The organism is Pseudomonas shirazensis (genome assembly GCF_014268785.2).
In the GTDB taxonomy this organism is placed as follows: domain Bacteria; phylum Pseudomonadota; class Gammaproteobacteria; order Pseudomonadales; family Pseudomonadaceae; genus Aquipseudomonas; species Aquipseudomonas shirazensis.
Genome location: NZ_JABWRD020000003.1, coordinates 692,686 through 718,733, shown reverse-complemented (window position 1 = coordinate 718,733; position 26,048 = coordinate 692,686). Strand labels below are relative to the sequence as shown.

Annotated in this window: 18 protein-coding genes and 2 rRNA genes; 9 read left to right on the top strand and 11 right to left on the bottom strand. The window is 62.7% G+C overall.

Going from position 1 to position 26,048, the window contains the following annotated elements; translation table 11 throughout:
- Window positions 1-18 precede the first annotated feature (18 nt).
- The gene (mdaB, locus tag HU736_RS19210; RefSeq protein WP_103438567.1) at window positions 19-609 is read right to left on the bottom strand and encodes an NADPH:quinone oxidoreductase MdaB; all 591 of its coding nucleotides are present in this window, start codon (window positions 607-609) and stop codon (window positions 19-21) included.
- 181 nt (window positions 610-790) lie between these two features.
- On the opposite strand from mdaB, the gene HU736_RS19205 reads away from it, so the two are divergent.
- The 8 genes from HU736_RS19205 (at window position 791) to HU736_RS19170 (ending at window position 7,374) form a co-directional block, all read left to right on the top strand.
- Window positions 791-1,105, top strand: coding sequence for a putative quinol monooxygenase (locus HU736_RS19205; RefSeq protein WP_186701026.1), 315 nt, complete (start codon window positions 791-793; stop codon window positions 1,103-1,105).
- Window positions 1,106-1,203: 98 nt separating this feature from the next.
- A complete protein-coding gene (locus HU736_RS19200) occupies window positions 1,204-1,809 on the top strand; it encodes a CDP-alcohol phosphatidyltransferase family protein (protein ID WP_186701025.1) in 606 nt (201 codons plus the stop codon).
- 45 nt (window positions 1,810-1,854) lie between these two features.
- Complete coding sequence (locus HU736_RS19195; RefSeq protein ID WP_186701024.1) at window positions 1,855-3,609, top strand: bifunctional alpha/beta hydrolase/class I SAM-dependent methyltransferase; 1,755 nt, start codon at window positions 1,855-1,857, stop codon at window positions 3,607-3,609.
- On the top strand, window positions 3,609-4,934 hold the full coding sequence (locus HU736_RS19190) for a phosphatase PAP2/dual specificity phosphatase family protein (protein ID WP_186701023.1): 1,326 nt from the start codon (window positions 3,609-3,611) through the stop codon (window positions 4,932-4,934). The genes HU736_RS19195 and HU736_RS19190 overlap by 1 nt, the downstream gene beginning before the upstream one ends.
- A complete protein-coding gene (locus HU736_RS19185; RefSeq protein WP_186701022.1) occupies window positions 4,919-5,350 on the top strand; it encodes a hypothetical protein in 432 nt (143 codons plus the stop codon). Before HU736_RS19190 ends, HU736_RS19185 begins: the two co-directional genes overlap by 16 nt.
- Window positions 5,351-5,360: 10 nt before the next feature.
- A complete protein-coding gene (locus tag HU736_RS19180; protein ID WP_186701021.1) occupies window positions 5,361-5,984 on the top strand; it encodes a lysophospholipid acyltransferase family protein in 624 nt (207 codons plus the stop codon).
- Between the two features lies 1 nt (window position 5,985).
- The gene (locus HU736_RS19175) at window positions 5,986-6,918 is read left to right on the top strand and encodes a phosphatidate cytidylyltransferase (RefSeq protein WP_186701020.1); all 933 of its coding nucleotides are present in this window, start codon (window positions 5,986-5,988) and stop codon (window positions 6,916-6,918) included.
- Window positions 6,919-7,029: 111 nt separating this feature from the next.
- Window positions 7,030-7,374: a cupin domain-containing protein gene (locus HU736_RS19170; protein WP_101322114.1), complete on the top strand. Its 345-nt coding sequence runs from the start codon at window positions 7,030-7,032 to the stop codon at window positions 7,372-7,374.
- Window positions 7,375-7,494: 120 nt separating this feature from the next.
- On the opposite strand, the gene mmsB is transcribed toward HU736_RS19170, so the two are convergent.
- Both mmsB and HU736_RS19160 read right to left on the bottom strand, forming a co-directional pair.
- The gene (gene mmsB, locus HU736_RS19165) at window positions 7,495-8,382 is read right to left on the bottom strand and encodes a 3-hydroxyisobutyrate dehydrogenase (protein ID WP_103438574.1); all 888 of its coding nucleotides are present in this window, start codon (window positions 8,380-8,382) and stop codon (window positions 7,495-7,497) included.
- Between the two features lie 9 nt (window positions 8,383-8,391).
- The gene (locus HU736_RS19160; protein ID WP_186701019.1) at window positions 8,392-9,918 is read right to left on the bottom strand and encodes a CoA-acylating methylmalonate-semialdehyde dehydrogenase; all 1,527 of its coding nucleotides are present in this window, start codon (window positions 9,916-9,918) and stop codon (window positions 8,392-8,394) included.
- Window positions 9,919-10,040: 122 nt separating this feature from the next.
- On the opposite strand from HU736_RS19160, the gene HU736_RS19155 reads away from it, so the two are divergent.
- Window positions 10,041-10,991 (top strand): LysR family transcriptional regulator, encoded by a 951-nt coding sequence (locus tag HU736_RS19155; protein WP_186701018.1) that lies wholly within the window; start codon window positions 10,041-10,043, stop codon window positions 10,989-10,991.
- A gap of 1 nt (window position 10,992) precedes the next feature.
- On the opposite strand, the gene yfiB is transcribed toward HU736_RS19155, so the two are convergent.
- The 8 genes from yfiB to HU736_RS19115 all read right to left on the bottom strand — a co-directional run bounded on the left by yfiB (window position 10,993) and on the right by HU736_RS19115 (window position 25,919).
- On the bottom strand, window positions 10,993-11,484 hold the full coding sequence (gene yfiB / locus HU736_RS19150; protein WP_479692325.1) for an outer membrane lipoprotein YfiB: 492 nt from the start codon (window positions 11,482-11,484) through the stop codon (window positions 10,993-10,995).
- Window positions 11,485-11,495: 11 nt separating this feature from the next.
- Complete coding sequence (dgcN, locus tag HU736_RS19145) at window positions 11,496-12,767, bottom strand: diguanylate cyclase DgcN/YfiN (protein WP_186701017.1); 1,272 nt, start codon at window positions 12,765-12,767, stop codon at window positions 11,496-11,498.
- Window positions 12,764-13,339 (bottom strand): regulatory sequestration protein YfiR, encoded by a 576-nt coding sequence (gene yfiR / locus HU736_RS19140; RefSeq protein WP_186701016.1) that lies wholly within the window; start codon window positions 13,337-13,339, stop codon window positions 12,764-12,766. The genes dgcN and yfiR overlap by 4 nt, the downstream gene beginning before the upstream one ends.
- Window positions 13,340-13,407: 68 nt before the next feature.
- Window positions 13,408-15,483 carry an exodeoxyribonuclease V subunit alpha gene (recD, locus tag HU736_RS19135; protein ID WP_186701015.1) on the bottom strand — a complete coding sequence of 692 codons (2,076 nt, stop codon included), beginning with the start codon at window positions 15,481-15,483 and terminating at the stop codon, window positions 13,408-13,410.
- The gene (gene recB, locus HU736_RS19130; RefSeq protein WP_186701014.1) at window positions 15,480-19,157 is read right to left on the bottom strand and encodes an exodeoxyribonuclease V subunit beta; all 3,678 of its coding nucleotides are present in this window, start codon (window positions 19,155-19,157) and stop codon (window positions 15,480-15,482) included. Before recB ends, recD begins: the two co-directional genes overlap by 4 nt.
- Entirely contained in the window at window positions 19,154-22,633 is a 3,480-nt protein-coding gene (gene recC / locus HU736_RS19125) for an exodeoxyribonuclease V subunit gamma (RefSeq protein ID WP_186701013.1), read from the bottom strand. Before recC ends, recB begins: the two co-directional genes overlap by 4 nt.
- Before the next feature lie 152 nt (window positions 22,634-22,785).
- Window positions 22,786-22,901, bottom strand: a 5S ribosomal RNA gene (gene rrf / locus HU736_RS19120).
- 126 nt (window positions 22,902-23,027) lie between these two features.
- Window positions 23,028-25,919: ribosomal RNA gene (locus HU736_RS19115) — 23S ribosomal RNA — on the bottom strand.
- Between the last annotated feature and the right edge of the window lie 129 nt (window positions 25,920-26,048).

Here is a 26,048-nt window from a genome sequence, read left to right as displayed (position 1 = left end):
GGTCATGCCGCGCATCGCCTACCGGGCCTGGCCGAACACCTTGGCCAGATGCGCCTCGTAGGCTGCCACGGTAGCGGCCACATCCGGGCGCTTCATCACATCGACGGCGAGGAAGGTTGGCAGGCCGCTCATGCCGAGGAACTGGTTGGCCTTGTGGAACGGGAAGTACACCGCATCCACGCCCTTGCCTTCAAAGAAGTCGTTGGGGTCGTCGAAGGCCTGTTGCGGCGCGTTCCAGGTGGCCGAAATCATGTACTGCTTGCCCCGGATCAGGCCGCCACTGCCGTACTTCTGCGAAGCGTCGGAGCGGGTCCGGCCGTCGCTGGCGTAGAGGCTGCCGTGGCCTTCGGTGAACACTTCATCCAAGTACTGTTTGACGGTGTACGGGGCGCCCATCCACCAGCCGGGCATCTGATAGATGATCACGTCGGCCCAAAGGTATTTCTGCACTTCTTCCTTGATGTCGTAGCCGCCGTCGATGAAGGTTTGTTTGACATCGAAACCGGCCCGGTCCAGATAGGCCAGCGCGGCATCGTGCAGGGTTTCGTTCAAGCGGCCATCGGAGTGGGCGAACTGTTTGCCGCCATTGAGCAGAAGAATCTTTTTCATATCGAGCCTCTAAGGTTGTGTGTCGATCCGCAGACCGATGCACTTCAGTTGGCTGCAGGTTAGAGGCTCGCCCTTGGCGGAAACAGCCAGCATTGGGCAAATCAGTTTTGCCTTGTAATCACGAATCATCACCATACTGTTGCTTTAAAATCGCTTTTCCACTTATTTACAAGGTGTAGTCATGAACGCTCAATACGCCTTTATTCTCAAAGCCAAGACCCGCCCGGAAAAGGCCGAAGCATTCGAGCAACTGTTCCGCGCCTACGTCGAACCAAGCCGCCAGGAGCCGGGCTGCGTCGAATACCACATGTTGCGCGATCAGCAGGACCCGAGCCTGTTCATCTTCTATGAGGTGTGGGCCGATCAGGCGGCGTTCGATGCGCACTGCGCGCTGGCCCATATGCAGCAGTTTGCCGCGCAGCGCATGGACTATCTGCAGCGCGATTTCGAGGTGCAACGCATCGACATGCTCAGCGCCGCCTCGGGTAAACGTTGAGCCGTTCAAATAGCTGACAAATGTCGCTTGCCGCCAGCCGGCGGGTTTCTCACAATCCACCGATTGGCTTTCATTGCGCACCCGATAAGGATCTCCCCGTGCCGTCCATCTATCAGCTCAAACCCCGCTTCCAGGCCCTGCTGCGACCCACCGTGCAGCGCCTGTACGACCGCGGGGTGACGGCCAATCAGGTCACGGTTGTCGCTGGAATAGTCTCGCTGCTGCTGGGCCTGCTGCTGGCCTGCTTTGCCCACATCCACGGGCTGTTCATCCTGCTGCCGATCTGGATGCTGCTGCGCATGGCGCTCAACGCGGTGGATGGCATGCTCGCCCGCGAGTTTGGCCAGCAGTCCAGGCTTGGTGCCTACCTCAATGAACTGAGCGACGTGATCGCCGACGCTGCGCTGTACCTGCCGTTTGCCCTGCTGGTCGGGGTATCGCCCGTGCTGGTGGTGCTGGTGGTGTTGAGCGCACTGATCAGCGAATACGCGGGGGTGATGGGCCCGCTGGCCGGTGCAGCGCGGCGCTACGACGGGCCGATGGGCAAGAGCGATCGCGCGTTTGCCTTTGGCCTGCTCGGCACCGGTGTCGCCTTTGGCCTGCTCAATCCAACCTGGATCAACGGCCTGCTGCTGGTGATTCTGCTGCTCTCGCTCTATACCCTCTACAACCGTGTACGTCAGGGCCTGGCCCACGCCAACTGATCGTCGCCACTGACCGCACCGCCGCCAGCCAAAAGGACCTTTGCCATGCGCCAGGCGCAATCGCTGCACTTCTCTACCCATGACGGCGTCGAGCTGCACTATCGCTACTGGCCGGCCATCCGCAGCGAGCATCAGCCGCGTCGGGCGGTGGTGATGTTCCACCGCGGCCATGAGCACGGCGGGCGCCTGGCGCACCTGGCAGACGAACTGGACATGCCCGGCTATGACTTCTTTGCCTGGGACGCACGTGGCCACGGCCAGTCGCCAGGGGCGCGCGGCGACAGCCCGAGCTTTGCCACCAGCGTGCGCGATGTGCAGACCTTCATCGAGCACATTCAAACCCGCCACGGCATCGCCGAAGACAACACCGTGGTGCTGGCGCAAAGCGTCGGTGCCGTGCTGATTGCCACCTGGGCGCATGACTACGCGCCCAAGGTGCGCTGCCTGGTGCTGGCCTCGCCGGCGTTCAAGGTCAAACTCTACGTGCCGTTCGCCCGCCCTGGCCTGAAGTTGATGAAAGCCGCGCGCGGCAACTTCTTCGTCAACAGCTACGTCAAGCCACGGCTGCTCACCCACGACCCGGAGCGGGTGGCTTCGTATGTGGCCGACCCGCTGATCAGCCGGCCCATCTCGGTGACCATGCTGCTCGGCCTGTATGAAGCCGCAGACCGGATAGTGGCGGACGCCCAGGCGATCCAACTGCCGACCCAACTGCTGGTTTCGGGCGCCGACCTGGTGGTCGAGCGGGCGCCGCAAGAGCAGTTCTTCGAGCGCCTGGGCAGTGCCCGCAAAGAGCTGCATCTGCTGCCTGGGTTCTTCCACGACACCCTTGGCGAGCGTGACCGCGGCCATGTACTGCCGCGCATCAAGCGCTTCGTCGAGCACTGCTTCGATGCCCCGCTGGCGGCACCTTCGCTGCTCGATGCCGACCAGTCCGGCGCCAGCTGCGCCGAAGCCGAAAGCCTCGCCGCGCCACTGCCGCGCAACTCGCCACGGGATCTGTACTGGCGCGCCACCCGCGCCGGCCTGCGCCTGGGCAAAGGCATGGCAGACGGGGTCAAGCTGGGCTTCGATACCGGCTTCGACTCCGGCAGCACCCTTGACTATGTCTATCGCAATCAGGCCACCGGCAAGGGCAAGCTGGGGCAGATGATTGACCGCAACTACCTCGACGCCATCGGCTGGCGCGGTATTCGCCAGCGCAAGCTGCATGTCGAAGAGCTGCTACGCGAAGCGATCCGGCGCCTGCGCGAGCAGGGCCGCAGCGTCGATATCGTCGACATCGCAGCCGGCCATGGCCGCTACATTCTTGAAGCCTTGCAGGAACTCGAGCAACTGCCGGACTCGATCCTGCTGCGCGATTACAGCGAACTGAATGTACAGCAGGGCACGGCGCTGATTGCCGAAAAGGGCTTGGGCGATATCGCGCGTTTCGTCCAGGGCGACGCCTTTGACCGGCAGAGCCTGGCCACACTCGAGCCGCGCCCGAGCCTGGCTGTGGTTTCCGGGCTGTACGAACTGTTCGCCAGCAACCAGATGGTCAGCACCTCGCTGGCCGGCTTGGCTGATGCCGTCGAAACGGGCGGCTATCTGGTCTACACCGGCCAGCCGTGGCACCCGCAGCTGGAGATGATCGCCCGCGCCCTGACCAGCCACCGCGGCGGTCAGGCCTGGGTCATGCGTCGACGCAGCCAGGCCGAAATGGATCAGCTGGTTGCCGCCGCTGGTTTTCGCAAGATCACCCAGCGCATCGACGAATGGGGCATCTTCAGTGTCAGCCTGGCGCAGCGGGTCGAGTGATGGCGCGTGAAGCCGGGCTGATCCGTCGTGGGGTCTTGTGGCTACTGCTGCTCGGGCCGTTTTTCTTTCTCAGCTACGGCCTGGCCAACACCTACACGGCGGGCCGGGCCGATGTCGGCAGCCTGGTGTTCGGCTGGGAAAGCCAGATGCCGTTGTGGCCGTGGACGATCATCCCGTATTGGTCGATCGACCTGCTCTACGGCTTGTCGTTTCTGCTGCCACGCAACCGCCGCGAGATGGATCGCCACGCCCTGGCCTTGTTGAGCGCGCAGCTGATCTGCGTGGCCGGCTTTCTGCTCTGGCCGCTGCGCTTTACCTTCGAGCGACCGGAGCTGAGCGGCTTGTTCGGCTGGCTGTTCGATGTGCTGATGGGCTTCGACAAACCCTTCAATCAGGCGCCCTCGCTGCACATCGCCCTGCTGGTGATCATCTGGACGATGTTCGCCCGCCACCTGCGCAACCCGCTTGGGCGCTGGCTGATGCACGGCTGGATGGCGCTGATCGGGGTGTCGGTGCTGACCACCTGGCAGCACCACTTCATCGACTTGCCGAGCGGTGCGTTGGTCGGGCTGCTATGCGTCTGGCTGTGGCCTCGCGACGGTCAACCGCCGTTGCAGGCTGCGCGTCTGACGCAGGATCCCAAGCGCTGGCGGCTGGCGCTTTACTACACCCTCGGCGCTGCGCTGTGCACCGGTTTGGCGAGCTGGGCCGGCGGCGCCTGGCTGTGGCTATCGTGGCCGGCACTGGCGCTGCTGCTGGTGGCCTTGAGCTACGCGATACTCGGTGCCAGCGCGTTTCAAAAAGGCGCTGATGGGCGCCTGTCGATGGCCGCCAGCTGGCTGTTTGCGCCCTACCTGCTCGGCGCCTGGATCAACTCGCGGCTGTGGACGCGACGCCATCCGCAGGCGGACGAAATCTGTGACGGGGTCTTCCTCGGCCGTATTCCGGCAGCCGGTGAGGCGGGGCAGTTTTCGGCGATTGTCGACCTATGTGCCGAACTGCCATGCCTGCCAGCCAAACCATCGGCAAACCATTACCGCAGCCTGCCGACCCTGGATCTGGTGGTCGCCGATCTACAGCTGTGCCGCGCCGCCGCCGACGCTATCGAGACGCTGCGCCAGCAAGGGCCGTTGCTGGTCTGTTGCGCGCTGGGTTACTCGCGCAGCGCCACCGCCGTCGCTGCTTGGTTGCTGCTCAGTGGCCGCTGCACGAGCCTGGCTGAAGCCGAACTGCGCTTGCGCAAGGCGCGCCCGGGCATCGTCCTGCGCAGCGCACACCAGCACATGCTCAGGCAACTGGAGGGGCAAGCATGCACCTGCGCGTAACCGCCAGCCTGCTCGGCCGCGGCCAGCAACTGGAACGACTGTCCGACGGCATCAGCCTGATCGCGCTGGGCTATGGCCTGGCGCCGCTGCTAGGCACCCCACTGCCGCTGCTGGGCAGTGGATTATGCGCCCTGCTGGTGATACTCGGCCTTGTGCATAAATACCTGGCGGTGCGAGTCGCGCTGGATGCCGAGTTATTTGCCGAGCTGGCTTCGCGGAGCGACCTGCCAGCCGCCACGGGCCAGCTCGACCGCGCCTTGTTCGACCTCAACCTCAAACCCAGCGCCAGCGACCCGCGCGATTGGACCACGCGCAGCCAGGCTGCGCTCGGCCTGTTACGCCGCCAAGGCCTGTGCCTGGCCCTGCAGATCGCGCTGTGCCTGACTACGCTGCTGACACTCCCTTTGATCGGATAAGACCCGTGCCATGCTCACCGCCCTGACTGCCTTTGCCATCACCTCCGCCGCGCGCCTGATCACCGGCGCCCGCGCCCTCTGGCTCGGCTGCACGCCGCAGCCGGTGCAGCGCCTGTACTTCGCCAACCACAGTAGCCACGGCGACTTCGTCCTGCTCTGGGCGTCGCTGCCGGGGCCGCTGCGCCAGCGCACGCGACCGGTTGCAGGCGCCGACTACTGGGCCAAACCGGGCCTGCGTAACTTCGTCATCCGCAAGGTATTCAACGGTGTGCTGATCGACCGGCAGCGCAGCGAAGTCCAGGCCAACCCGCTGCAGCCGGTGCTTGATGCGCTGTCCGGTGGCGATTCGTTGATCTTCTTCCCCGAGGGCACGCGCAACCTCGGTGACGAGCCGCTGCTGCCGTTCAAGAGCGGTTTGTTCCACCTCGCCGCCGCCAATCCCGACATGGAAGTGGTGCCGGTGTGGATCGCCAACCTCAACCGGGTCATGCCCAAGGGCCGCGCCCTGCCGCTGCCGCTGTTGTGCACCTTGAGCTTCGGCGAACCGCTGCAGGTGCAGGCCGCTGAAGACAAGCACGCGTTTCTCGAGCGGGCCCGCCAGGCCCTGCTGAACCTGGCCCCCAAGGAAGTCTGAGATGGACCACAACACTGTTTTGCTGTTTGCCGGGATCGGCGCGCTGCTGCTGCTCGCCAGCGTCATCGGCCGCCTGCTCAAGTGGCGCGCCGGCGGCGGCCCCCATGCGGTGATCGACAACCTCAATGCGCGGATCAACGCCTGGTGGGTGATGGTGCTGGTGATCGGCATCGCCTTCCTGTTCGGCAAGTACGGCGTGATCGTGCTGTTCTACTGCGTGTCGTTCTATGCCCTGCGCGAATTCATGACGCTGACCCCGACCCGGCGCAGCGACTACCCCGCGCTGGTGGCAGCGTTCTATGTGGCACTGCCGCTGCAGTACCTGCTGATCGCGATGGACTGGTACGGCCTGTTCAGCATCTTCATCCCGGTGTACCTGTTCCTGTTGCTGCCGATTCTGGCCAGCTTTGGCGGCGATACCACGCGCTTTCTCGAACGCGCCTCGAAAGTGCAGTGGGGGCTGATGATTGCCGTGTACTGCGTGTCAGCGGTGCCGGCGCTGATGACCCTCGACATCCCCGGTTTCGAAGGCCGCAACCTGCTGCTGATCGCCTGGCTGATCCTGGTAGTGCAGATCAGCGATGTGCTGCAGTACGTCTGCGGCAAGCTGTTCGGCAAGCGCAAAGTGGCACCCAACCTGTCGCCGTCGAAAACCATCGAGGGCCTGCTCGGCGGCGTAGCCCTGGCCACCCTGATCGGCGCCTCACTGTGCTGGATCACCCCGTTCAGCTTCTGGCAGGCGGCGTTGATGGCGCTGACCGTGAACGCCATGGGCTTCTTCGGCGGGCTGGTGATGTCGGCGATCAAGCGCGACCGTGGGGTCAAGGACTGGGGGCACATGATCGAAGGCCACGGCGGCATGCTCGACCGCATCGACTCGGTGTGTTTTGCCGCGCCGGTGTTCTTTCACTTCGTGCGTTACTGGTGGGCATAACCGCGCGGCGATAGCGCGGGCAGGCAGGTAGAGGTCGAGCGCAGGCAACTGGGCCACGCGCGATAGCCCTATGGTGATGCGTCCATAAGCATCCCAAAGGGAACACCTGCCATGTCCGATTTCATTACCGTCCTGCGTGAAACCTGCCCGATCCCGGTAGTCGACGCGACCAAGTGGAAGCGCATTGGCGGTGACCCGCACACGGTCAACCTCAACGCCTACCTGTCGGCTGACGGCAGCAAGATCATGGGCACCTGGATCTGCACGCCGGGCAAGTTCGAGGTCAACTACGACAAGTGGGAATTCTGCCACTTCCTCGACGGCTACTGCATCATCACCCCGGAAGGCGAAGAGCCCAAGCACCTCAAGGCGGGCGATGTGTTCGTCATCGAGCCGGGCATGAAAGGCACCTGGGAAGTGGTCGAAACCGTGCGCAAGTATTTTGTCTTTGCCTGATCAAAGATTGAGTTGATCGGCTAAGCGCAAGGCAAAAAAAATCGCGACTCGAACCGCCCTCCCCCAGGTGCGCAGTTACAGTGGGAGGGCGCTTCGAGCCACGATCAAGACACGTGACGCTCAATCCTTCTTGCGATAGCCCTCGACGATTGCCGAAAAGTCCTTGCCGCCATCGCCGCGCAGGCTCATCGCCTGATACAGCTGCTGCGCCACGGCACCGAGAATCACCGGCTGATGCGCCTGTCGCGCAGCTTCAGTGGCCAACCCAAGATCCTTGAGCATCAGCTCGGCACCAAAGCCGCCGGTATAACCGCGCGCGGCAGGCGCCGTATCAATTACACCCGGCCATGGGTTGTAAGTATCCGAACTCCAGCAACGGCCTGTGGAACTGTTGATGATGCCGGCCAGCACCTGGGTGTCGATGCCCAGCGCATTGCCCAGCGCCATCGCCTCGGACACGCCGATCATCGAGATGCCCAGCAGCAGGTTGTTGCAGATCTTGGCGATTTGCCCGGTACCGACTTCGCCGCAATGGACGATGTTGCGGCCCATGTCCTTGAGCACCGGCTCAAGGCTGGCAAACAGTTCAGCGCTGGCGCCGACCATGAAGGTCAGGGTGCCGCCCGCTGCGCCACCGGTACCGCCGGACACCGGCGCATCGCCCATGTCGACGCCCTTGGCCGCAGCAGCCTTGGACACTTCGCGGGCGGTCTGTGGGTCGATCGTGCTGCAATCGACGGTCGGCGTACCTGGGCGAATCCCAGCCAGCACGCCGTCATCGTTGAGGTAGACGCCACGCACATGCGCTGCCGCCGGCAGCATGGTGATGACCAGCTCGCTGTTGGCCGCTGCGTCCTTGGGTGAGGCGCTGATCTGCCCGCCAAGCTCGGCAAGTTCGGCCAGCACGCTCTGGTTGAGGTCGAACAGGTTGAGCTGATGCCCAGCCTTGATCAGGTTGCGGGCCATGGGCGCGCCCATGTTGCCCAGACCAATGAATGCAATACGCATGGAGCCTCCTTAGCGCAGGCTGATGGTGGTGTTGACGCCGTCGTTGACGCTGTCGTCATCGAACCAACGGGCCGTGACCGTCTTGGTCTGAGTGTAGAACTGCACCACCTGCTTGCCATACGGGCCGAGGTCGCCGAGCTTGGAGCCGCGCGAACCGGTGAAGCTGAAGTACGGCACCGGCACCGGGATCGGGATGTTGATGCCGACCTGGCCGACGTCGATCTCGCTCTGGAACTTGCGCGCCGCAGCGCCGCTCTGGGTGAACAGGCCGGTACCGTTGCCGAACGGGTTGCTGTTGACCAGGGCGATGGCCTCGTCGAGCGTGTCGACTTCAAGGGTGATCAGCACCGGGCCGAAGATTTCCTGGGTGTAGATCTGCATCTGGGTGGTGACCCCGGAGAACAGCGTCGGGCCGACGAAGTTGCCTTGCTCATAGCCCGGCACGCTGACGTCACGGCCATCCAGCTCCAGCTTCGCGCCCTCGGCGATGCCGCTTTCGATCAAGCCCAGCACGCGCTCCTTGGCCCGTTTCGAGACCACCGGGCCAACATCCGTGCCTGGCTCGCAACCGGCGTTGACTTTGAGCTGACTGGCAGCAGCCTTGATGTCCGGCAGCCACTCGCGGGCCTTGCCGACCAGCACCGCCACCGAGGTGGCCATGCAGCGTTGCCCGGCGGCACCAAAGGCGGCGCCGACCAGCGCGTTGATGGTTTGCGTGCGGTTGGCATCGGGCAGCACTACCGCGTGGTTCTTGGCGCCCATCATCGACTGCACGCGCTTGCCGTGCTGGCTGCCGAGGTTGTAGACGTGGGTACCGACCTCGGTCGAACCGACGAACGAGATCGCCTTGATGTCCTTGTGCGTGCAGATCGCATCTACAACCTGCTTACCGCCGTGGACCACGTTGAGCACACCGGCCGGCACCCCGGCCTGCAGCGCCAGCTCGACCAGCATCAGGGTCGACAACGGGTCCTGTTCGGACGGTTTGAGGACGAAGGTGTTACCGCAGACGATGGCCATCGGGAACATCCACAGCGGGATCATCGCCGGGAAGTTGAACGGGGTGATCCCGGCGCAGACGCCGATCGGCTGACGCAGGGTGTAGGTGTCCACACCGCCAGCGACGTTCTCGGCGAACTCACCCATCTGCAGGGTGCCAATCGACGCTGCGTGTTCGACCACTTCCAGGCCGCGGAAGATATCGCCCTCGGCGTCGGCAATGGTCTTGCCCTGCTCGGCGCTGAGGGTCTGGGCGATGCGTTTGCTGTGCTCGCGGATCAGCGCCTGCAATTTGAGCATGATGCGCATGCGCGCCCCGATCGGCGTGTCGCGCCAGCTGGCGAATGCACGCTGGGCGGCAGCGACAGCGGCATCGACCTCGTCGACCGTGGCAAACGGCACCCGCGCCAGCACCTGCTGGGTGGCCGGGTTGATTACATCGCGCCATTCGGTGGTTTTCGACTCGACCCATTGGCCGTCGATCAGCAGCTTGACCTGCTCTACCTGAGTCTGGGTCGGGGATTGGGGTGCGTTCATCTGCGCGTTCCTTGGAATTATTGTGGGAGACGAGATTGCCAGGCGGGGCTGGCGTCGAGGCGCTGATTTGAAGTATAGATGTGCAAACATCCAATAAGAACGCACATAAAAACCGGATCATCATGCAAAAAGACCTTACCTCCCTCAGTTCGCTGAACTGGGATGACCTGAAGTTCTTTCTTGAAGTGGCGCGCACGCGCAAGGCAAGCAGCGCGGCCAAACGGCTGAATGTCGACTACACCACGGTGTCGCGGCGAATCAGCTCGCTGGAGGCGGCGCTGGGCACGTTGCTGTTCGAAAAGTCGCGCACCAATGGCTTTGTCCTGACCAACGAAGGCCAGCGCCTGCTCGGTTACGCCGAATCCGTCGAGAGCACCCTGCACATGGCCTGCGAGCAGGTATCAGGCTCCGGCGTGGCCTTGTCCGGGCACGTGCGCATGGGCTGCACCGAAGGTTTCGGCAGCTTCTTCGTTACTCCGCAGCTGAGCCACTTCGTCGACGCCTGGCCGGCGATCACCGTGGACATCCTGCCGCTACCGCACTTCATCAGCCTGTCCAAGCGCGAAGCCGACATCGTCATCGCCCTCGAGCGCCCCGAACATGGCCCCTACGTGTGCTGCAAGCTGACCGACTACCGCCTGCGTCTGTACGCCACCCAGGACTACCTCGACAACCACGCGCCGATCCGCCAGGTCAGCGACCTGGCCGAACACCCGTTCATCAGCTACGTCGACGACTTGGCCTTCAGTTCAGAGCTGCTGTACCTGGCCAACATGATCCCCAACGCCCACGCCCACCTGCGCAGCACCAGCGTCATCGCTCAGTACACCGCAGCGCTGCAAGGGCGCGGCCTGGCGATTCTGCCGTGCTTCCTGGCTGCACAGGATCCACGACTGGTGACAGTGTTGCCTGAGGAGATCGCGATTACCCGGCAGTTCTGGATGTACTGCCGGGAGGATTTGCGCAAGCTCAAGCGGATTACCCTGTTGTGGGATTACATCCGCGAGGTGACCGAGGCCAATGCGCCGCTGTTGCTAGGCGAATCACGCGAGATGCGCTTCGCCCAGGACTGACTCAGTTGGACGCCACAACGATCGAGACCCGGCGGTTTTCCGTGCGCCCGGCGCTGGTGCGGTTGTCGGCGACTGGCTGGCTGCTGCCGAGGCCGCGACTTTGAATGTTCTGCGGTTGCATGCCGATCTCGATCAGCGCCTTGGCCACGCTCTGGGCGCGGCGTTCGGACAGTTGCTGGTTGTAGGCCGCTTTGCCCGAGGCATCGGTGTGGCCGTCAACGCGGACACGCTGGATATCGACGCTGAGCAAGGCCCGGCCAATACGCTCGACGATGGCTCGGCTCTGGCTGTTGAGGCTGTCCAGATCACTGCCGAACAGCACTTTGCCGGACAGATCGAAACTCCAGCCTTCATCGGTGGGGGTGAAGCCCTCGCGCTTGAGCACGGCGATCTGCTCGGCAGTCAGTCCGGGCGGTGGCACACTCTGGCAACCGCTCAAGGCCAGCAGACTCAACAACACTGCCATGCAAGGCAGGCGCAAACGTACAAACAGTTGCAACACGATTAACTCCTTTTTTCAAAATCTGCGGCGCTACTTTCCGTATGCGCCACATGCCACTGGCCGCGGCGTGCGCGTTTGGCTTGGTACATCGCCGCATCAGCGGCATTGAGTAGACTGGCCGGGTCATGGCCATCGTCCGGGTAACACGCGATGCCAACGCTGAGTGAAGCGCTGATGCTGGTGCCCTCGTTCAGGGCAATCGGCAGCTTCATGCTGGCAACGATCTTCTCGGCAATCCGTTGGGCGTCCTCGCAGGATTGCAGCGGGGTCAGCAATACCGCGAACTCATCACCGCCCAGCCGCGCGACCAGATCATGCTCGCGCAACTGCGCACGCACTCGCGCAGCAACGGTGACCAGCACCTCGTCGCCAACGGCATGGCCCTGGCTGTCGTTGATCTGCTTGAAGTGATCGCAGTCGATGAACAGCAGCGCCAGATATTCCTGGTGACGCTCGGCAGTGCGCAAGGTGCGGCTCAGGCGCCCCTCGAAGAAAGCGCGATTCGGCAACCCGGTCAGGCTGTCGTGGCTGGCCGGATGGGCCAGGGTGGCGTTCTCGCTGCGCAGGTGGTTCTGCCAGTTCTCCAGTTCGTCGAGCAGGGCATTGAAGTCGTTGCCCAGCTCGTTGAGCTCGGCGATGTGGGTTTCCGGTACGCGGCGGTCGAAGCTGCGCTCGCGGCGGGCGGCGTGGGCGACGCTGGCAAGGTTGCGCAGGGGCCGGATGATGTCGCCGAACAGGCGCCGCGACCAGTGGCTGGCGACCCAGGCGCTGAGCAGCATGCACAAGAGGATGCCGGTCAGCCCGCTGAGCAGAAAGCGCAATACGCTGCGGCCCTGGCCGGTGACTTCGATGTGGCCGACCTGCTGTTGCTGATGGAGAATCGGCATGTGCACCGGCTCGACCAGAAAGCTGCTTGCCAGCGACCGTTCCAGCGGCGCCAGCACGCCGTCTTCGGGCCTTTGCCAGTGGGCCAGCAGCTCACCATCGTTGTTGAACACCTTGGCGTCGGCCACGCCTTCGTTGGCGGCGATCAGCGCCAGTGACTCGTTGGCGGCGGCGCTGTCGTCGAACACCACCGCGGCTTCGACTGTGTAATTGATCGAGCGCGCGATCAGGTGCAGGTTCTGGTTGGCATATACACGCAAGGCCAGCACGCCAAGCAGGGTCACGCACAGGCCAGCCAGGCCGACCGCGAGCAGGGCCACGCCCAAATGCCCGCGGCCGAGCACAGCGCGCAGGGTCGGCCGGCGGTCGCGCCTGGCTGAGCGGATCATGGCTGCACCGCGCGGCGACGCGACAGCTGCAGCACGCTGGGGTGGATACGCACACCGCTGCGGGCTACCGAATCGAGGTTGACCTCGAAGGTTACCTGCTCGTCGCTCACGCGCAGGCAGAACAGGCTACCGACCGTGCAGGGGTCGTCTGCTTCGCTGATGCTCAGCACCGGCCGGCCGTTGAGGGCATGAAACAACCGCTCGCGCTGGCCACGATCGAGCTTGCCGATATACACCGCATCACAGGCACCGGCGGTTTGCGGATCGTCGGCCAGAAGGCGACGGGTCTGCAGCGGCTTGCCAGAGTTCTGCTCGGTGCCCTTGATCAAGTCATCGGCGTATTCGGTCGGGCCGATCAGGCACAGCCGCAACGGGGCCGGCTCACTGGGCCAGCGCGCGTAGCTGAAAATGCCCAACACCACCTGGGTCACGGCCTTGCCCCGCTGCTGCGCCAGGGCGGCGCTGGCAGCGGTCTCTGCCCGGCTGGGGCTGGCGTAGAGCAAAAGGGCGGCGAGCAGCAGGGCAAGCGCAGCGCCCGTTGCGCGCGCCCAGGTCGAGACAGCCACGATCATGTGGGAATTTTCTCAAAATCTTGTCAGATAATGCCGCAACGATAGCATATTGCCGCTGCGGCAGAACGTCAGCCTTGCTCCAACATCAGGCCGGAGATGCGCCGCACGCGGCGTTCAACCGCCTCTTCGAACACTCCCGCACGGGGCTCGATCAAGCTGAAGCAGTGCTTGGCGCGGGTAATGCCGGTATATACCAGCTCCTTGGTCAGCACCGGATTGAGCGCGTCCGGCAGCACCAGAGCGGTGTGGCTGAACTCCGAGCCCTGCGACTTGTGCACGGTCATGGCATAGACGGTTTCGACTTCATTGAGCCGGCTGGGTAACACGAAGCGCACCCCACCACTGCCGTCGTTACGCGCAAAGGCCACGCGCAACAAGGCGACGCCGCGTTCGTCGGGCAGGCGCAGGGCAATGCCGATATCGCCGTTCATCAGGCCCAGACCATAGTCGTTGCGGGTGACCAGCACCGGCCGGCCTTCGTACCACGGCTGCTGACTGTCGATCAGACCAGCGTTGTGCAGCACGCGGGTGACGCGCTCGTTCAGACCCTGCACGCCCCACGGCCCCTTGCGTACTGCACAGAGCAGCTGGAAGTCCTCGAAACTGTGCAGCACCTGGCCGGCCCACTGCTCCCAGCGCGGGTCGTCTGCTGCGGTCGCGGGCGGGGGGCGCAGGCGACCGATGTTGCGCAGGTAATGGCGGTAGCCCTGCGGGCCGTCGGTGCCGCGATCAAGGCCATCGAGCAGCAGTCTGTCGAAGCGTCGATCATGCTCGCCTTGCAGCGACAGGCCGTGCACGTCGTCGAGCTTTTGCGTCAGCAGTTCGCGCGCCGCCTGGGCTTGCTGGCGGTTGACCAGGCGGGCCAGCTGACCGATCCCGCTGCCTTCACCAAAACGCCGCGAGTGGCGCAACATCACCACCTGCTGCGCAAGTGGGTGCTGCCCGGCGTCGCCGGGGGTTAGCCCGCTGTCCTGCAGGGACTGTCCGCCGACCTGCTCCAGCCAGGCGCGGGTGGCCGCCGAATAGAAACCCTCCTCGGCATCGCGGCACAGGTCACCGAGCACTGCACCGGCTTCGACCGAGGCCAACTGGTCCTTGTCACCCAGTAGCACCAGCCGCGCCGACGGTGGCAAGGCGTCGAGCAGCACGGCCATCATCTCCAGGTCGATCATCGATGCTTCATCGATCACCAACACATCCAGTGGCAACGGGTTGCCAGCATGGTGGCGGAAATGGCGCGAGCCCGGGCGGCTGCCGAGCAAGCGGTGCACGGTGCTGACATCGGTCGGAATCTGCTGGCGGACCTCAGCGCTGACCTCAAGCAACTCGACCTGTTGGCCAATCGACTCGGTCAGGCGCGCAGCGGCCTTGCCGGTGGGCGCTGCCAGGCGAATCCGCAGCGGCCTGCCCTGCTCCACCGCAGGCCCTTGCAGCAGTGCCAGCAGGCGCACCACTGTTGTGGTCTTGCCGGTGCCGGGGCCGCCAGTGATGATGCTGAACGAGGCGCGAGTAGCCAAGGCGCAGGCGAGTTTCTGCCAGTCGACCTGGCCTTGCGGCGCGCCACCCTTGAACAGTTGCTCAAGCCGTTCCGGCAGCGCTGGCGCGATGACTTGATCCGCTGCCAGGCGCTGGCGCAGCGCGTTGTCGATCTGTCGCTCGTAGCTCCAGTATCGGCGCAGGTACAGGCGCAAGCCGCTGAGGACCAGTGGTCGCGCGCTGTGTCCCGGCGTATTGCCAGTGGCCACTAGCGGGCTGGCCGTGATGCGCTCGCACCAGGTGTGCTGCTCGAGCTTCGTCAGCAGTTGTGATGGCAGCAGCAATGGCCCGTCGAGTGCATCACCTTCCGGTGGCAGCGACAGGGCGAAGTCCGGCTCGGCCAGGGTCTGGGCGAGGTCCAGGCAGACATGCCCGTGACCCAACTGGTGGCTGGCCAGGGCAGCGGCGAGCAACAGCAGCGGGTCGCTGCCGGGCGCACGCTCTTCAAGAAAAGCCACCAGTGCGCGGTCGAGCGCGCGCAGCCAGCCGCGCTCAACCCAGCGGTCGAGCAGGATCAGCAGGTCATGGCTACTCTGCAGCGGCGCCAGGGCAGCCAGCTGCTCGGCTTGCAGGGGGGTTGGCAACAGGTCTTCAAGGCGGCGGCTCATGGCGCGGCTCCGGCAAACAGGTCCTGCTGTGCCGGCACCGGGGCACCGCGGAACAGGGCATCGAGGGCTTCGATCAGCTCACGTGGCGGCTTGCTGAAATACACCCCGTGGCCTGCCCGGCTGGCGCCACGCAGGAAGATGAACAGCGCACCGCCGACATGGCGGTCGTAATCGTAGTCGGGCATGCGCGCGCGCAACTGGCGGTGCAGCGCGAGCAGATAGAGCACGTACTGCAGGTCGTAGCGGTGATCGAGAATCGCCTGTTCCATGGCCAGCGCGTTGTAGCTGTGCAGGTCCGGGCCGAGCCAGTTGGATTTGTAGTCGGTAACGTAATAACGACCGTCCAGCTCGAAGGCCAGGTCGATGAAACCTTTGAACATGCCGTTGAGCTGGCTCGGCTCGGCGGCGGCACGCGCGCTGCCGCCGTGGGTATGCCGGGTCACCAACTGATCAAGCTCGATGACATCGACCTTGTGACTGGCAAACCAGAATTCCATCTCGATCTGATACTGCTGCAGGTGCGCCAAGGTCAATTGGCGATTCTCGCCATGTAACGGCAGCGGCTCGACCAGCAGATGCTGCAGCCACTCGGTGAGGCCCGGGATCCAGCCTTTCCAGTCCCGCCGGTTGCAGCGCTGGCCGACCGTGTGTTTGATGAGCTGAGGCTGCTGGCTGACTTCGGCGAAGCCCTCACGCCCGGCCCACTCGAGCAGACCGTGCAGGAAGGTGCCGGGATTGGGCCCGCGTGGAAAGCGATGAATGTCGCCGCTCTGAGCCGGGATATCACGCAACTGCTGGGCGTCGATGCGCTCGTCATCGGTCAGCTGCTGGGCCAGCGAGCTGTCACCGGCAAGGCCCTGGTCGCCCACGCGCAGGGCGCTGTAGGAGGCGATCCACCAGTTCTCTGCCGCAGACCGGCGTGGCTTGCGCGCGGCAATCAGCTCGTGACCATCTTGTGGGGGCAGATAGCGCTGTTGGTCTGCGCCGGGCAGCTCTTCACAGACGATATCCGCGCAGCTCGCTTGCAGGCTTTGCAGCCACTCGGCCAGCTGTGCCGACGAGGCCAGCGGCAGGCCGCCGCCGAGCAGATAGCCCAGGGCCGAGCGATGCAGCAGCGAGTGTTTCTGGTTACCGCGTTTGAGGTCGGCGACACCGAGCCAGCAGGCGTGCTGGGCGCGGGTCAAGGCGACGTAGAGCAAGCGTAGATCTTCGGCCAGGCGCTCGTCATCGGCGCGCTCGATCTGCTCTTGGTCGGGTGTCAGGGTCAGGTGCGCGTGGCCGTCGCTGTCGTGCCAGATCAGCGGCAGGCGCTGGCCATCGACCGGCTTGCTGGTGCAGATGAACGGCAGATACACCAACGGATACTCAAGGCCCTTGGACTTGTGAATGGTCACGACCTTGACCAGTTGCTCGTCGCTTTCCAGGCGCAGGATCTGCTCTTCGCCCGCCTGCCCGGAGCCGGCCAGGTTCTCGCCCAGATGGCGGATCAAGGCTTGCTCGCCATCCAGTTCGCCAGCGGCCTGCTGCAGCAGTTCGGCCAGGTGCAGCAAATTGGTCAGCACCCGCTCGCCGTCGCTACGGGCGATCAGCCGGCGCGGCAGTTCGAAGTCATGCAGCAGGCGCCGCAGCATCGGCAATACGCCCTGACGCTGCCAGGTTTCGCGGTACTGGCGGAAGCGCATGACCCAGTCTTCCCAGACCCGCTCGTCCTGATTCAGCCGCTCGAGTTCAAGCAGTGACTGTTCAAGGGTCGGGCTGGCCAAGGCGGTCTTGAGCAGGCGCTCGGAGTCGGGTTCGGCGCAGGCCTTGAGCCAGGCTAGCAGGTCGTGCGCCTCCTGGGCGGCAAACACCGAGTCTTTGTCCGACAGGTACACACTGCGCACATCGCGCGCTGCCAGCTCAGCGCGGACCAGCTGCGCTTCGCGGCCATCGCGTACCAGAATGGCGATATCTGACGGCAGACAGGCTGTTAATTTTCCATCGGGCTTTTGGAAACCACTGACGCCCTGTTGACCGCCATTGAGCAGGCCGACGATATGGCTGGCGCAGCTGGCGGCCAGTTGCTGACGATAGAGGGTGCTGGACACCGGTTCATCACTGTCCAGCCGCCAGCAATGCAGCGCGGCGGATGGCTGGCCGTTGATCAGCAGTTGCTCGCTGCGGCCTTTGGCGTGAACCTGGATAAACGGCAAGGGATTGTCTTGCCCCTCACGGAACAGAAATGCGCCGCGGCCGCTGCTACGCCCTTCTGCGGCGAGGAACAGGCGGTTTACCGCACTGACCATGGCTTTGCTGGAACGGTAGTTGGTGTCCAGGCTGTGCAGGCGCCCGGCAGTGGCGCGGCGGGCCGCCAGGTAGGTAAAGATGTCGGCACCGCGGAAAGCGTAGATCGCCTGCTTCGGGTCGCCGATCATGAACAGGCCGGTTTCGGCGTGGTTCTGGCTGATCTGGTAGATGCGCTCGAAGATGCCGTACTGGACCGGGTCGGTGTCCTGGAACTCGTCGATCAGGGCGACCGGGAACTGCTCGCGGATGAGCGCGGCCAAGCGTTCGCCGGACTCCTGATTAAGCGCGTGCTGCAGACGCAGGAGCATGTCGTCGAAGCCCATTTCGGCACGGCGGCGTTTTTCCTGCTCGAAGCGTGCTGACACCCAACTGGCGGCATGCTCGAGCAAAGGCACTTCGGGGCTGGCCAGGCCTTGTAACTGCTGGCGCAGGTTTTCCATGGCGCGCAGGGCCGGGTGATCGGGTGGGTCACCGTGCTTCCAGGCTTCGGCCATGCCGGCTGGAGTCAGGCGGGTGAAGCCGGTGCCCAGATCCAGTTCGAGGACCTGATCGTCACCGGCCCAGGCGCGCAGTTTTTCGAACCACGGCTCGAAGTAACGCGCCTGCAACTTGCGCCCATCAGCGTGCTTGGCCGCAACCGCCGCGTGGCAGATCTGCTGCAACTCGTCAGCCCAGACGCCCCAAGGCGCCTTGAGCTGGCACAGCTGCTGCGCGCGTTGCTCCAGAGTGGTCTCGATCAGTGCCTGCGGCTCGATATCATCGGCGCTGCTGGCGACACGGCCAAACAGCGGACGCAGGCGCGGCAACAAGGCATCGGGGCTGACCCAGTTGCCGCGTACCCAGTTCAGGGATTCGCCGCGCATGCTATAGCAGAAACGCCGCCAGTAGTCGCGCATGACCTGGCCGAGCAGTTCGCTGTGATCGGTCTCAAGACTTTGAGTAAACAGGCTGCCGCTGTCGAAGGCGTGTTCGCGCAGCATCCGTTGGCACCATCCGTGAATGGTCGATACGGCGGCTTCGTCCATCCACTGTACGGCCACTTCCAGGCGGCTGGCGCAACGTGGCCAGAGCTCTGCCGGGTAGTCGGCACGGAGCATCTGCAGCAGCGGGTCGGCGTCGGCCAGCTCGTCACGGAAGAACCGTGCGGCTTCGGCCAGTCGCGTACGAATGCGCTCACGCAGCTCTTTGGTGGCCGCATCGGTAAAGGTCACCACGAGGATCTGCGGCGGCAACAGCTCGCGGCCAAAGCCGTGCGCATCGCCATGGCCAAGGATCAGCCGCAGGTACAGCGCCGAGATGGTGAAGGTCTTGCCGGTACCGGCGCTGGCTTCGATCAGCTGGCTGCCATGCAGCGGGAAGCTCAAGGCCAAGGGGCGGGCCTGGGTCATGCGGCACTCTCCGGATTGCCCTGGGTTTGCCAGGGCGCGGCGAACAGGGGGCGGTACAGGGCTTCACACCAGCCTTCGAAGGTTTCATCGGCGCTCAGTGCGGCGAAGTCGCGGAACTGGCGCGCCAGGGCGAGGCTTTCGCTGCGTTCGCCAAAGCTGTTCTGGCCGTCGCCTTCGTAGGCCCGGGCGGCAGCGGCCAAGGCCTTGTCCGGGTCGTCCTGGCCGAGCCAGGCGAAGGCGGTCTTGGCCGCCACCGGCAGCGGCGCGTTCATGCCGGCCTGACGTGCGACCAGCAGATCAGCAAGCCGCTCACTGGCCTCAGCCTGTGGCAAAGGTTCCAGCAGCAGGGTCAGGTCGCTGGCCACCAGTGCACTGTGCAGCGGGTAGCCGGCAGCGCAGGCAGCCAGGTGCATGACCCAGGTCGGAATCAGCCGATGGCGCTTGAGGTTGTTACGCCCGGCACTGATGGTGTTGGGGATGGTCGTGATGCTCAGCAGGCTTTGGTCGGCCGCCTGATACACCCGCCCAAGCCAGCCTTGCAGGCGCTCGCGGCCATGCTCAAAGTGAATCGGCAGCGCGCCTTCGACCAGGCTCGGCCAGCGTTGCAGCAGGTGTCGATGACGTTGCAGCAGATTGGGCAGGGGCTCGATCAGCTCGGCCTGGAGGATCTCGCCAAAACCGGCCAACGGCAGCAGGCCATGGCCTTGCAGGCGGCGCGCCTGGGCGTACAGGGCCGATTCGGCGTTGCCTGGGTCAGCCAGGGCGGCATCCAGCAGGCTTTCGCTGAGGCCGTAGCGCTGCAGTGCGTCGAGCACGAACGGTTCTTCGTCCGGGGTCGGTGCCTCGAGTGACTCGAAGAACACCTTCAAGCGCTGGCGGAAGAAATGCCGCACCGGGTGGCGCAGAAAGTCCTGCAGTTGGGTCATGCTCAGCGGCTCGTCATTGACGTAGGGCGCTAGCGTGTCGTCTGCGAGGGGTGTGGCAGCCTCGGCCTGATGCAACAGTTGCCACTCATGGGCGTAACTGAACAGCGGGCTACCTTTCTGGAAGTAGCGCTGGCTGAACGGCTGCAGCGGGTGCTCCTGAGTCAGGCCGTGCAGCAGTTGCTGGCCGGCGTCTTCGCGCAGGCCTGGCTTGGCGTTGGCGACTTGCCAACCGGCGGCCAGGTGATCGCGCAACTGGCCGATCAGGACCGAGGCCGGCCGCTCGCTGTTGTCGCGGATGCTGCGCCCTACCCAGCTGACATACAGCTGGTCGCGGGCAGACAGCAGGGCTTCGAGCAGCAGGTAGCGGTCATCCTCACGGCGCGAGCGGTCGCCTGGGCGGTAGTCACTGGCCATCAGGTCGAAATCCAGCGGCTGCTGGGCTCGTGGGTAATCGCCGTCGTTCATGCCCAGCAGGCAGACCACCCGGAAGGGGATCGCTCGCATCGGCATCAGCGTGCAGAAGTTTACTGAGCCGGCGAGAAAGCGTTGCGAAAGTTTGCCTTGATCGAGACCTGACAGCCATGCCTCGCGCACTACTGTCAGTGGTAGTGGGTCGTGAAGGGTGACCGTATCGCAGGTTTGCAGCCAGGTGTCGCGCAGGTCCTGAAGCTGTACCAGAAGAAACTCGTCATGCTCGTTTTCGGCCAGGAAAAACACCTGCAGCAGTGCGTTCAGGCGCTCGCCCCACTCAACTGCTGTTGCCGCTTGAGCGAGCTCGACACAGGCCACATCAAGCGCATCGAGCAACGCCACTAGCGGCCCGATCAAGGCGGCATCGAGGCCGCCGATCTCGTCGTACGGCTCGATGCCATCGCAGCCCTCGCCTACGCCCACTGCGTAACCGAGCAGCATCCGGCGCAAGCCAAACCGCCAGCTGTTCTGCTCCAGCCCTTCGGGCAGGCCGAGGCTGGCGCGCTGGGCGGCACTCAGTCCCCAACGGATGCCAGCGCCTTCGATCCAGCGATGCAGAGTCGGCAGGTCGCTTTCCTGAATGGCGAAGCGCGCGCGCAGTGCGGGCACGTCGAGAAGATCGAGCACCTCACTAACGGCAAAGCGGCTGTCGGGCAGCTTGAGCAGATGCTCAAGAGCGATAAGTAAAGGGTCGCGGCCACGCTGGCCCTGATCGGTCAGGGTGAACGGGATATAGCGCGGGTCGTGGCGATCGAGCTGGCCGAACACCGCGCGGATATGCGGGGCGTAGTCATCGATGGCTGGCAGCATGACGATGATATCGCGCGGGCGCAGGGTAGGATCGGCGCTGAAGCGGGCCAGCAACTGATCGTGGAGGATCTCGACTTCACGCTGGGCGCTGTGGGCGATGTGAAACCTGACCGAGCGGTCCTTGGTCGGGTCCACTGCGGGCCAGACTTCGCGGGTTTCGGCCAATGGCCGCAACTCGAGAATGTCATCCTGCAACTGGTTGAGCAGATTGCCTGGCTGGGCCTCGCTGAACAGGTCGATGCGGCCTTCGTTGAACACGCCAAGGTAACTAGCAGGGTCATCGTAGCTGTCGAGCAGGTTGATGTAGTCGCGACCCTGTTTGCCCCAGGCAGCGAGCAGCGGGTGGGCATGCTGGTGCAAGCTCTCGTCGTCCAGTTGCATGGGCATGCCTTGCTTGCGCTGTTGGCGCTTGTATTGGTGGCGGAGCAGGTCTTTGTCGGCAACGATATCGCCCCAGTGGTGCCGACACGGGTTGTGCACGCAAAGCAGCACCTGGCTGAAACGGGCCAACGACGCCAGAGCTTCGAGTGCCTGCGCCGGCAGGGACGAAATACCAAAGACGATGACTCGCGCTGGCAGGCCCTTGGGCGGCTGCTCGAGGCTGTTCATACGCTCGATAAAGCGCTGGTGCACGCCGGCACGGCTCTGCTCCATACCGGCCTGGCCTACATCTTCGAGCAACGCCCGCCACAGTTCGGCCTGCCAGCAGTTGCCGGCAGCCAGTGGCTTGCGCTGGGCGCGGGCGGTATTGAGAACATGCTTACCGGCTGCCCAATCCTGCAGCCAGTCGGCGCGGTAGACCTGATATTGGTCGAACAGGTCAGCCAGGCGCTCGGCCAGCTGGTAGCGCTTGCGCAGGTCGCTGTCGTCAGTCAGAAAGCGCCGTAGCGGCTCGAAGTGCGGGCGCTCGATCAGCGCCGGCAGCAAGCGCATCAGGCGCCAGGTAAGTGGGGCCTTGTCGAGCAGGGATACTTCGGGGATTTCGTCGCGGCCGAGCACCTTACGGTACAGCTGCCACATGAAGGTACCGGGCAATTGCACATCGATGGCGGCAGCGATGCCACAACCGCCGCTGTCATCGTCTTGTGGGTCTTCGGCCAGGGCGAGTTTCAGCCATTGGGCGATGCCATTGCTTTGCACCAGGGCGACTTCGTTTTCCAACGGGGCCAGAGGGAAGCGGCGCATCATACTCACCACCAAGCTGCGCAGGTCGTCCAGGCGGTTGCCGTGAACAACCATGAAGCCGGGGTGCAAGCGGGTATCTGCCATTGCGCTCTCTCTGAAAGGCGTTCGTCCTGGGGGGGAACCATATCATGGGCGGGGGTGGTGCGATGGGGGACGCTATGTAGCCGCAGATTTCCGGATCCCGGAAAAGACAAAACCCCTACCTGCTCGCGCAGATAGGGGTTTTGCGAAATGAATCTTGACGATGACCTACTCTCACATGGGGAGACCCCACACTACCATCGGCGATGCATCGTTTCACTACTGAGTTCGGGATGGGATCAGGTGGTTCCAATGCTCTATTGTCGTCAAGAAATTCTGTAGCCAGAACGTCCAGATGAACGGCCCAGCAAATTCGGATATGTGATGTTTGTGTACGAATCTTCGGCGTTTCGTCTTCACCACCGCAACCTGCATGAGCAAATTGCTTGGGTGTTATATGGTCAAGCCTCACGGGCAATTAGTATTGGTTAGCTCAACGCCTCACAGCGCTTACACACCCAACCTATCAACGTCGTAGTCTTCGACGGCCCTTCAGGGGATTCTAGATCCCAGTGAGATCTCATCTTGAGGCAAGTTTCCCGCTTAGATGCTTTCAGCGGTTATCTCTTCCGAACATAGCTACCCGGCAATGCCACTGGCGTGACAACCGGAACACCAGAGGTTCGTCCACTCCGGTCCTCTCGTACTAGGAGCAGCCCCTCTCAAATCTCAAACGTCCACGGCAGATAGGGACCGAACTGTCTCACGACGTTCTAAACCCAGCTCGCGTACCACTTTAAATGGCGAACAGCCATACCCTTGGGACCGGCTTCAGCCCCAGGATGTGATGAGCCGACATCGAGGTGCCAAACACCGCCGTCGATATGAACTCTTGGGCGGTATCAGCCTGTTATCCCCGGAGTACCTTTTATCCGTTGAGCGATGGCCCTTCCATACAGAACCACCGGATCACTAAGACCTACTTTCGTACCTGCTCGACGTGTGGGTCTCGCAGTCAAGCGCGCTTTTGCCTTTATACTCTACGACCGATTTCCGACCGGTCTGAGCGCACCTTCGTACTCCTCCGTTACTCTTTGGGAGGAGACCGCCCCAGTCAAACTACCCACCATACACTGTCCTCGATCCGGATAACGGACCTGAGTTAGAACCTCAAAGTTGCCAGGGTGGTATTTCAAGAGTGGCTCCATGAGAACTGGCGTCCCCACTTCAAAGCCTCCCACCTATCCTACACAAGCAAATTCAAAGTCCAGTGCAAAGCTATAGTAAAGGTTCACGGGGTCTTTCCGTCTAGCCGCGGATACACTGCATCTTCACAGCGATTTCAATTTCACTGAGTCTCGGGTGGAGACAGCGCCGCCATCGTTACGCCATTCGTGCAGGTCGGAACTTACCCGACAAGGAATTTCGCTACCTTAGGACCGTTATAGTTACGGCCGCCGTTTACCGGGGCTTCGATCAAGAGCTTCGCTTGCGCTAACCCCATCAATTAACCTTCCGGCACCGGGCAGGCGTCACACCCTATACGTCCACTTTCGTGTTTGCAGAGTGCTGTGTTTTTAATAAACAGTCGCAGCGGCCTGGTATCTTCGACCGGCAAAAGCTTACGGGGTAAACCCTTCACCTTCGCCGGCGCACCTTCTCCCGAAGTTACGGTGCCATTTTGCCTAGTTCCTTCACCCGAGTTCTCTCAAGCGCCTTGGTATTCTCTACCTAACCACCTGTGTCGGTTTGGGGTACGGTTCCCGATTGTCTGAAGCTTAGGAGCTTTTCTTGGAAGCATGGCATCAACCACTTCGTCGCCTAAAGGCAACTCGTCATCAGCTCTCGGCCTTGAGATCCCGGATTTGCCTAAGATCTCAGCCTACCACCTTAAACTTGGACTACCAACGCCAAGCTGGCCTAGCCTTCTCCGTCCCTCCATCGCAACAATCGGAAGTACAGGAATATTAACCTGTTTTCCATCGACTACGCTTTTCAGCCTCGCCTTAGGGACCGACTAACCCTGCGTCGATTAACGTTGCGCAGGAAACCTTGGTCTTTCGGCGTGCAAGTTTTTCACTCGCATTGTCGTTACTCATGTCAGCATTCGCACTTCTGATACCTCCAGCAAGCTTCTCAACTCACCTTCACAGGCTTACAGAACGCTCCTCTACCGCATCACCAAAAGGTGATACCCGTAGCTTCGGTGCATGGTTTGAGCCCCGTTACATCTTCCGCGCAGGCCGACTCGACTAGTGAGCTATTACGCTTTCTTTAAAGGGTGGCTGCTTCTAAGCCAACCTCCTAGCTGTCTAAGCCTTCCCACATCGTTTCCCACTTAACCATGACTTTGGGACCTTAGCTGACGGTCTGGGTTGTTTCCCTTTTCACGACGGACGTTAGCACCCGCCGTGTGTCTCCCATGCTCGGCACTTGTAGGTATTCGGAGTTTGCATCGGTTTGGTAAGTCGGGATGACCCCCTAGCCGAAACAGTGCTCTACCCCCTACAGTGATACATGAGGCGCTACCTAAATAGCTTTCGAGGAGAACCAGCTATCTCCGAGCTTGATTAGCCTTTCACTCCGATCCACAGGTCATCCGCTAACTTTTCAACGGTAGTCGGTTCGGTCCTCCAGTTAGTGTTACCCAACCTTCAACCTGCCCATGGATAGATCGCCCGGTTTCGGGTCTATACCCAGCGACTAAACGCCCTATTAAGACTCGCTTTCGCTACGCCTCCCCTATTCGGTTAAGCTCGCCACTGAATATAAGTCGCTGACCCATTATACAAAAGGTACGCAGTCACCTAACAAGTAGGCTCCCACTGCTTGTACGCATACGGTTTCAGGATCTATTTCACTCCCCTCTCCGGGGTTCTTTTCGCCTTTCCCTCACGGTACTGGTTCACTATCGGTCAGTCAGTAGTATTTAGCCTTGGAGGATGGTCCCCCCATGTTCAGACAAAGTTTCTCGTGCTCCGTCCTACTCGATTTCATTGATAAGAGATTTTCGTGTACGGGGCTATCACCCACTACGGCCGCACTTTCCAGAGCGTTCCACTAATCTCAAACCAACTTAAGGGCTGGTCCCCGTTCGCTCGCCACTACTAAGGGAATCTCGGTTGATTTCTTTTCCTCAGGGTACTTAGATGTTTCAGTTCCCCTGGTTCGCCTCTTGCACCTATGTATTCAGTACAAGATACTCAGCTTATGCTGAGTGGGTTCCCCCATTCAGAGATCTCTGGATCACAGTCTGTTTGCCGACTCCCCAAAGCTTATCGCAGGCTACCACGTCTTTCATCGCCTCTGACTGCCAAGGCATCCACCGTATGCGCTTCTTCACTTGACCATATAACCCCAAGCAATCTGGTTATACTGTGAAGACGACATTCGCCGAAAATTCGTACTGCCCTTTCGAGCATTCACAAATTTTACCTTAGCCTGATCACACACCAGTGAAAGTGCATGTCAGTCTATT

Coding starts and splice junctions, on each gene's coding strand:
- HU736_RS19190 (WP_186701023.1), top strand. CDS start 3,609: ATGGCGCGTGAAGCCGGGCTGATCCGTCGTGGGGTCTTGTGGCTACTG.
- mdaB (WP_103438567.1), bottom strand. CDS start 609: ATGAAAAAGATTCTTCTGCTCAATGGCGGCAAACAGTTCGCCCACTCC.
- HU736_RS19155 (WP_186701018.1), top strand. CDS start 10,041: ATGCAAAAAGACCTTACCTCCCTCAGTTCGCTGAACTGGGATGACCTG.
- HU736_RS19185 (WP_186701022.1), top strand. CDS start 4,919: ATGCACCTGCGCGTAACCGCCAGCCTGCTCGGCCGCGGCCAGCAACTG.
- recD (WP_186701015.1), bottom strand. CDS start 15,483: ATGAGCCGCCGCCTTGAAGACCTGTTGCCAACCCCCCTGCAAGCCGAG.
- HU736_RS19205 (WP_186701026.1), top strand. CDS start 791: ATGAACGCTCAATACGCCTTTATTCTCAAAGCCAAGACCCGCCCGGAA.
- recB (WP_186701014.1), bottom strand. CDS start 19,157: ATGACCCAGGCCCGCCCCTTGGCCTTGAGCTTCCCGCTGCATGGCAGC.
- HU736_RS19180 (WP_186701021.1), top strand. CDS start 5,361: ATGCTCACCGCCCTGACTGCCTTTGCCATCACCTCCGCCGCGCGCCTG.
- HU736_RS19175 (WP_186701020.1), top strand. CDS start 5,986: ATGGACCACAACACTGTTTTGCTGTTTGCCGGGATCGGCGCGCTGCTG.
- HU736_RS19195 (WP_186701024.1), top strand. CDS start 1,855: ATGCGCCAGGCGCAATCGCTGCACTTCTCTACCCATGACGGCGTCGAG.
- HU736_RS19170 (WP_101322114.1), top strand. CDS start 7,030: ATGTCCGATTTCATTACCGTCCTGCGTGAAACCTGCCCGATCCCGGTA.
- yfiR (WP_186701016.1), bottom strand. CDS start 13,339: ATGATCGTGGCTGTCTCGACCTGGGCGCGCGCAACGGGCGCTGCGCTT.
- recC (WP_186701013.1), bottom strand. CDS start 22,633: ATGGCAGATACCCGCTTGCACCCCGGCTTCATGGTTGTTCACGGCAAC.
- dgcN (WP_186701017.1), bottom strand. CDS start 12,767: ATGATCCGCTCAGCCAGGCGCGACCGCCGGCCGACCCTGCGCGCTGTG.
- mmsB (WP_103438574.1), bottom strand. CDS start 8,382: ATGCGTATTGCATTCATTGGTCTGGGCAACATGGGCGCGCCCATGGCC.
- HU736_RS19160 (WP_186701019.1), bottom strand. CDS start 9,918: ATGAACGCACCCCAATCCCCGACCCAGACTCAGGTAGAGCAGGTCAAG.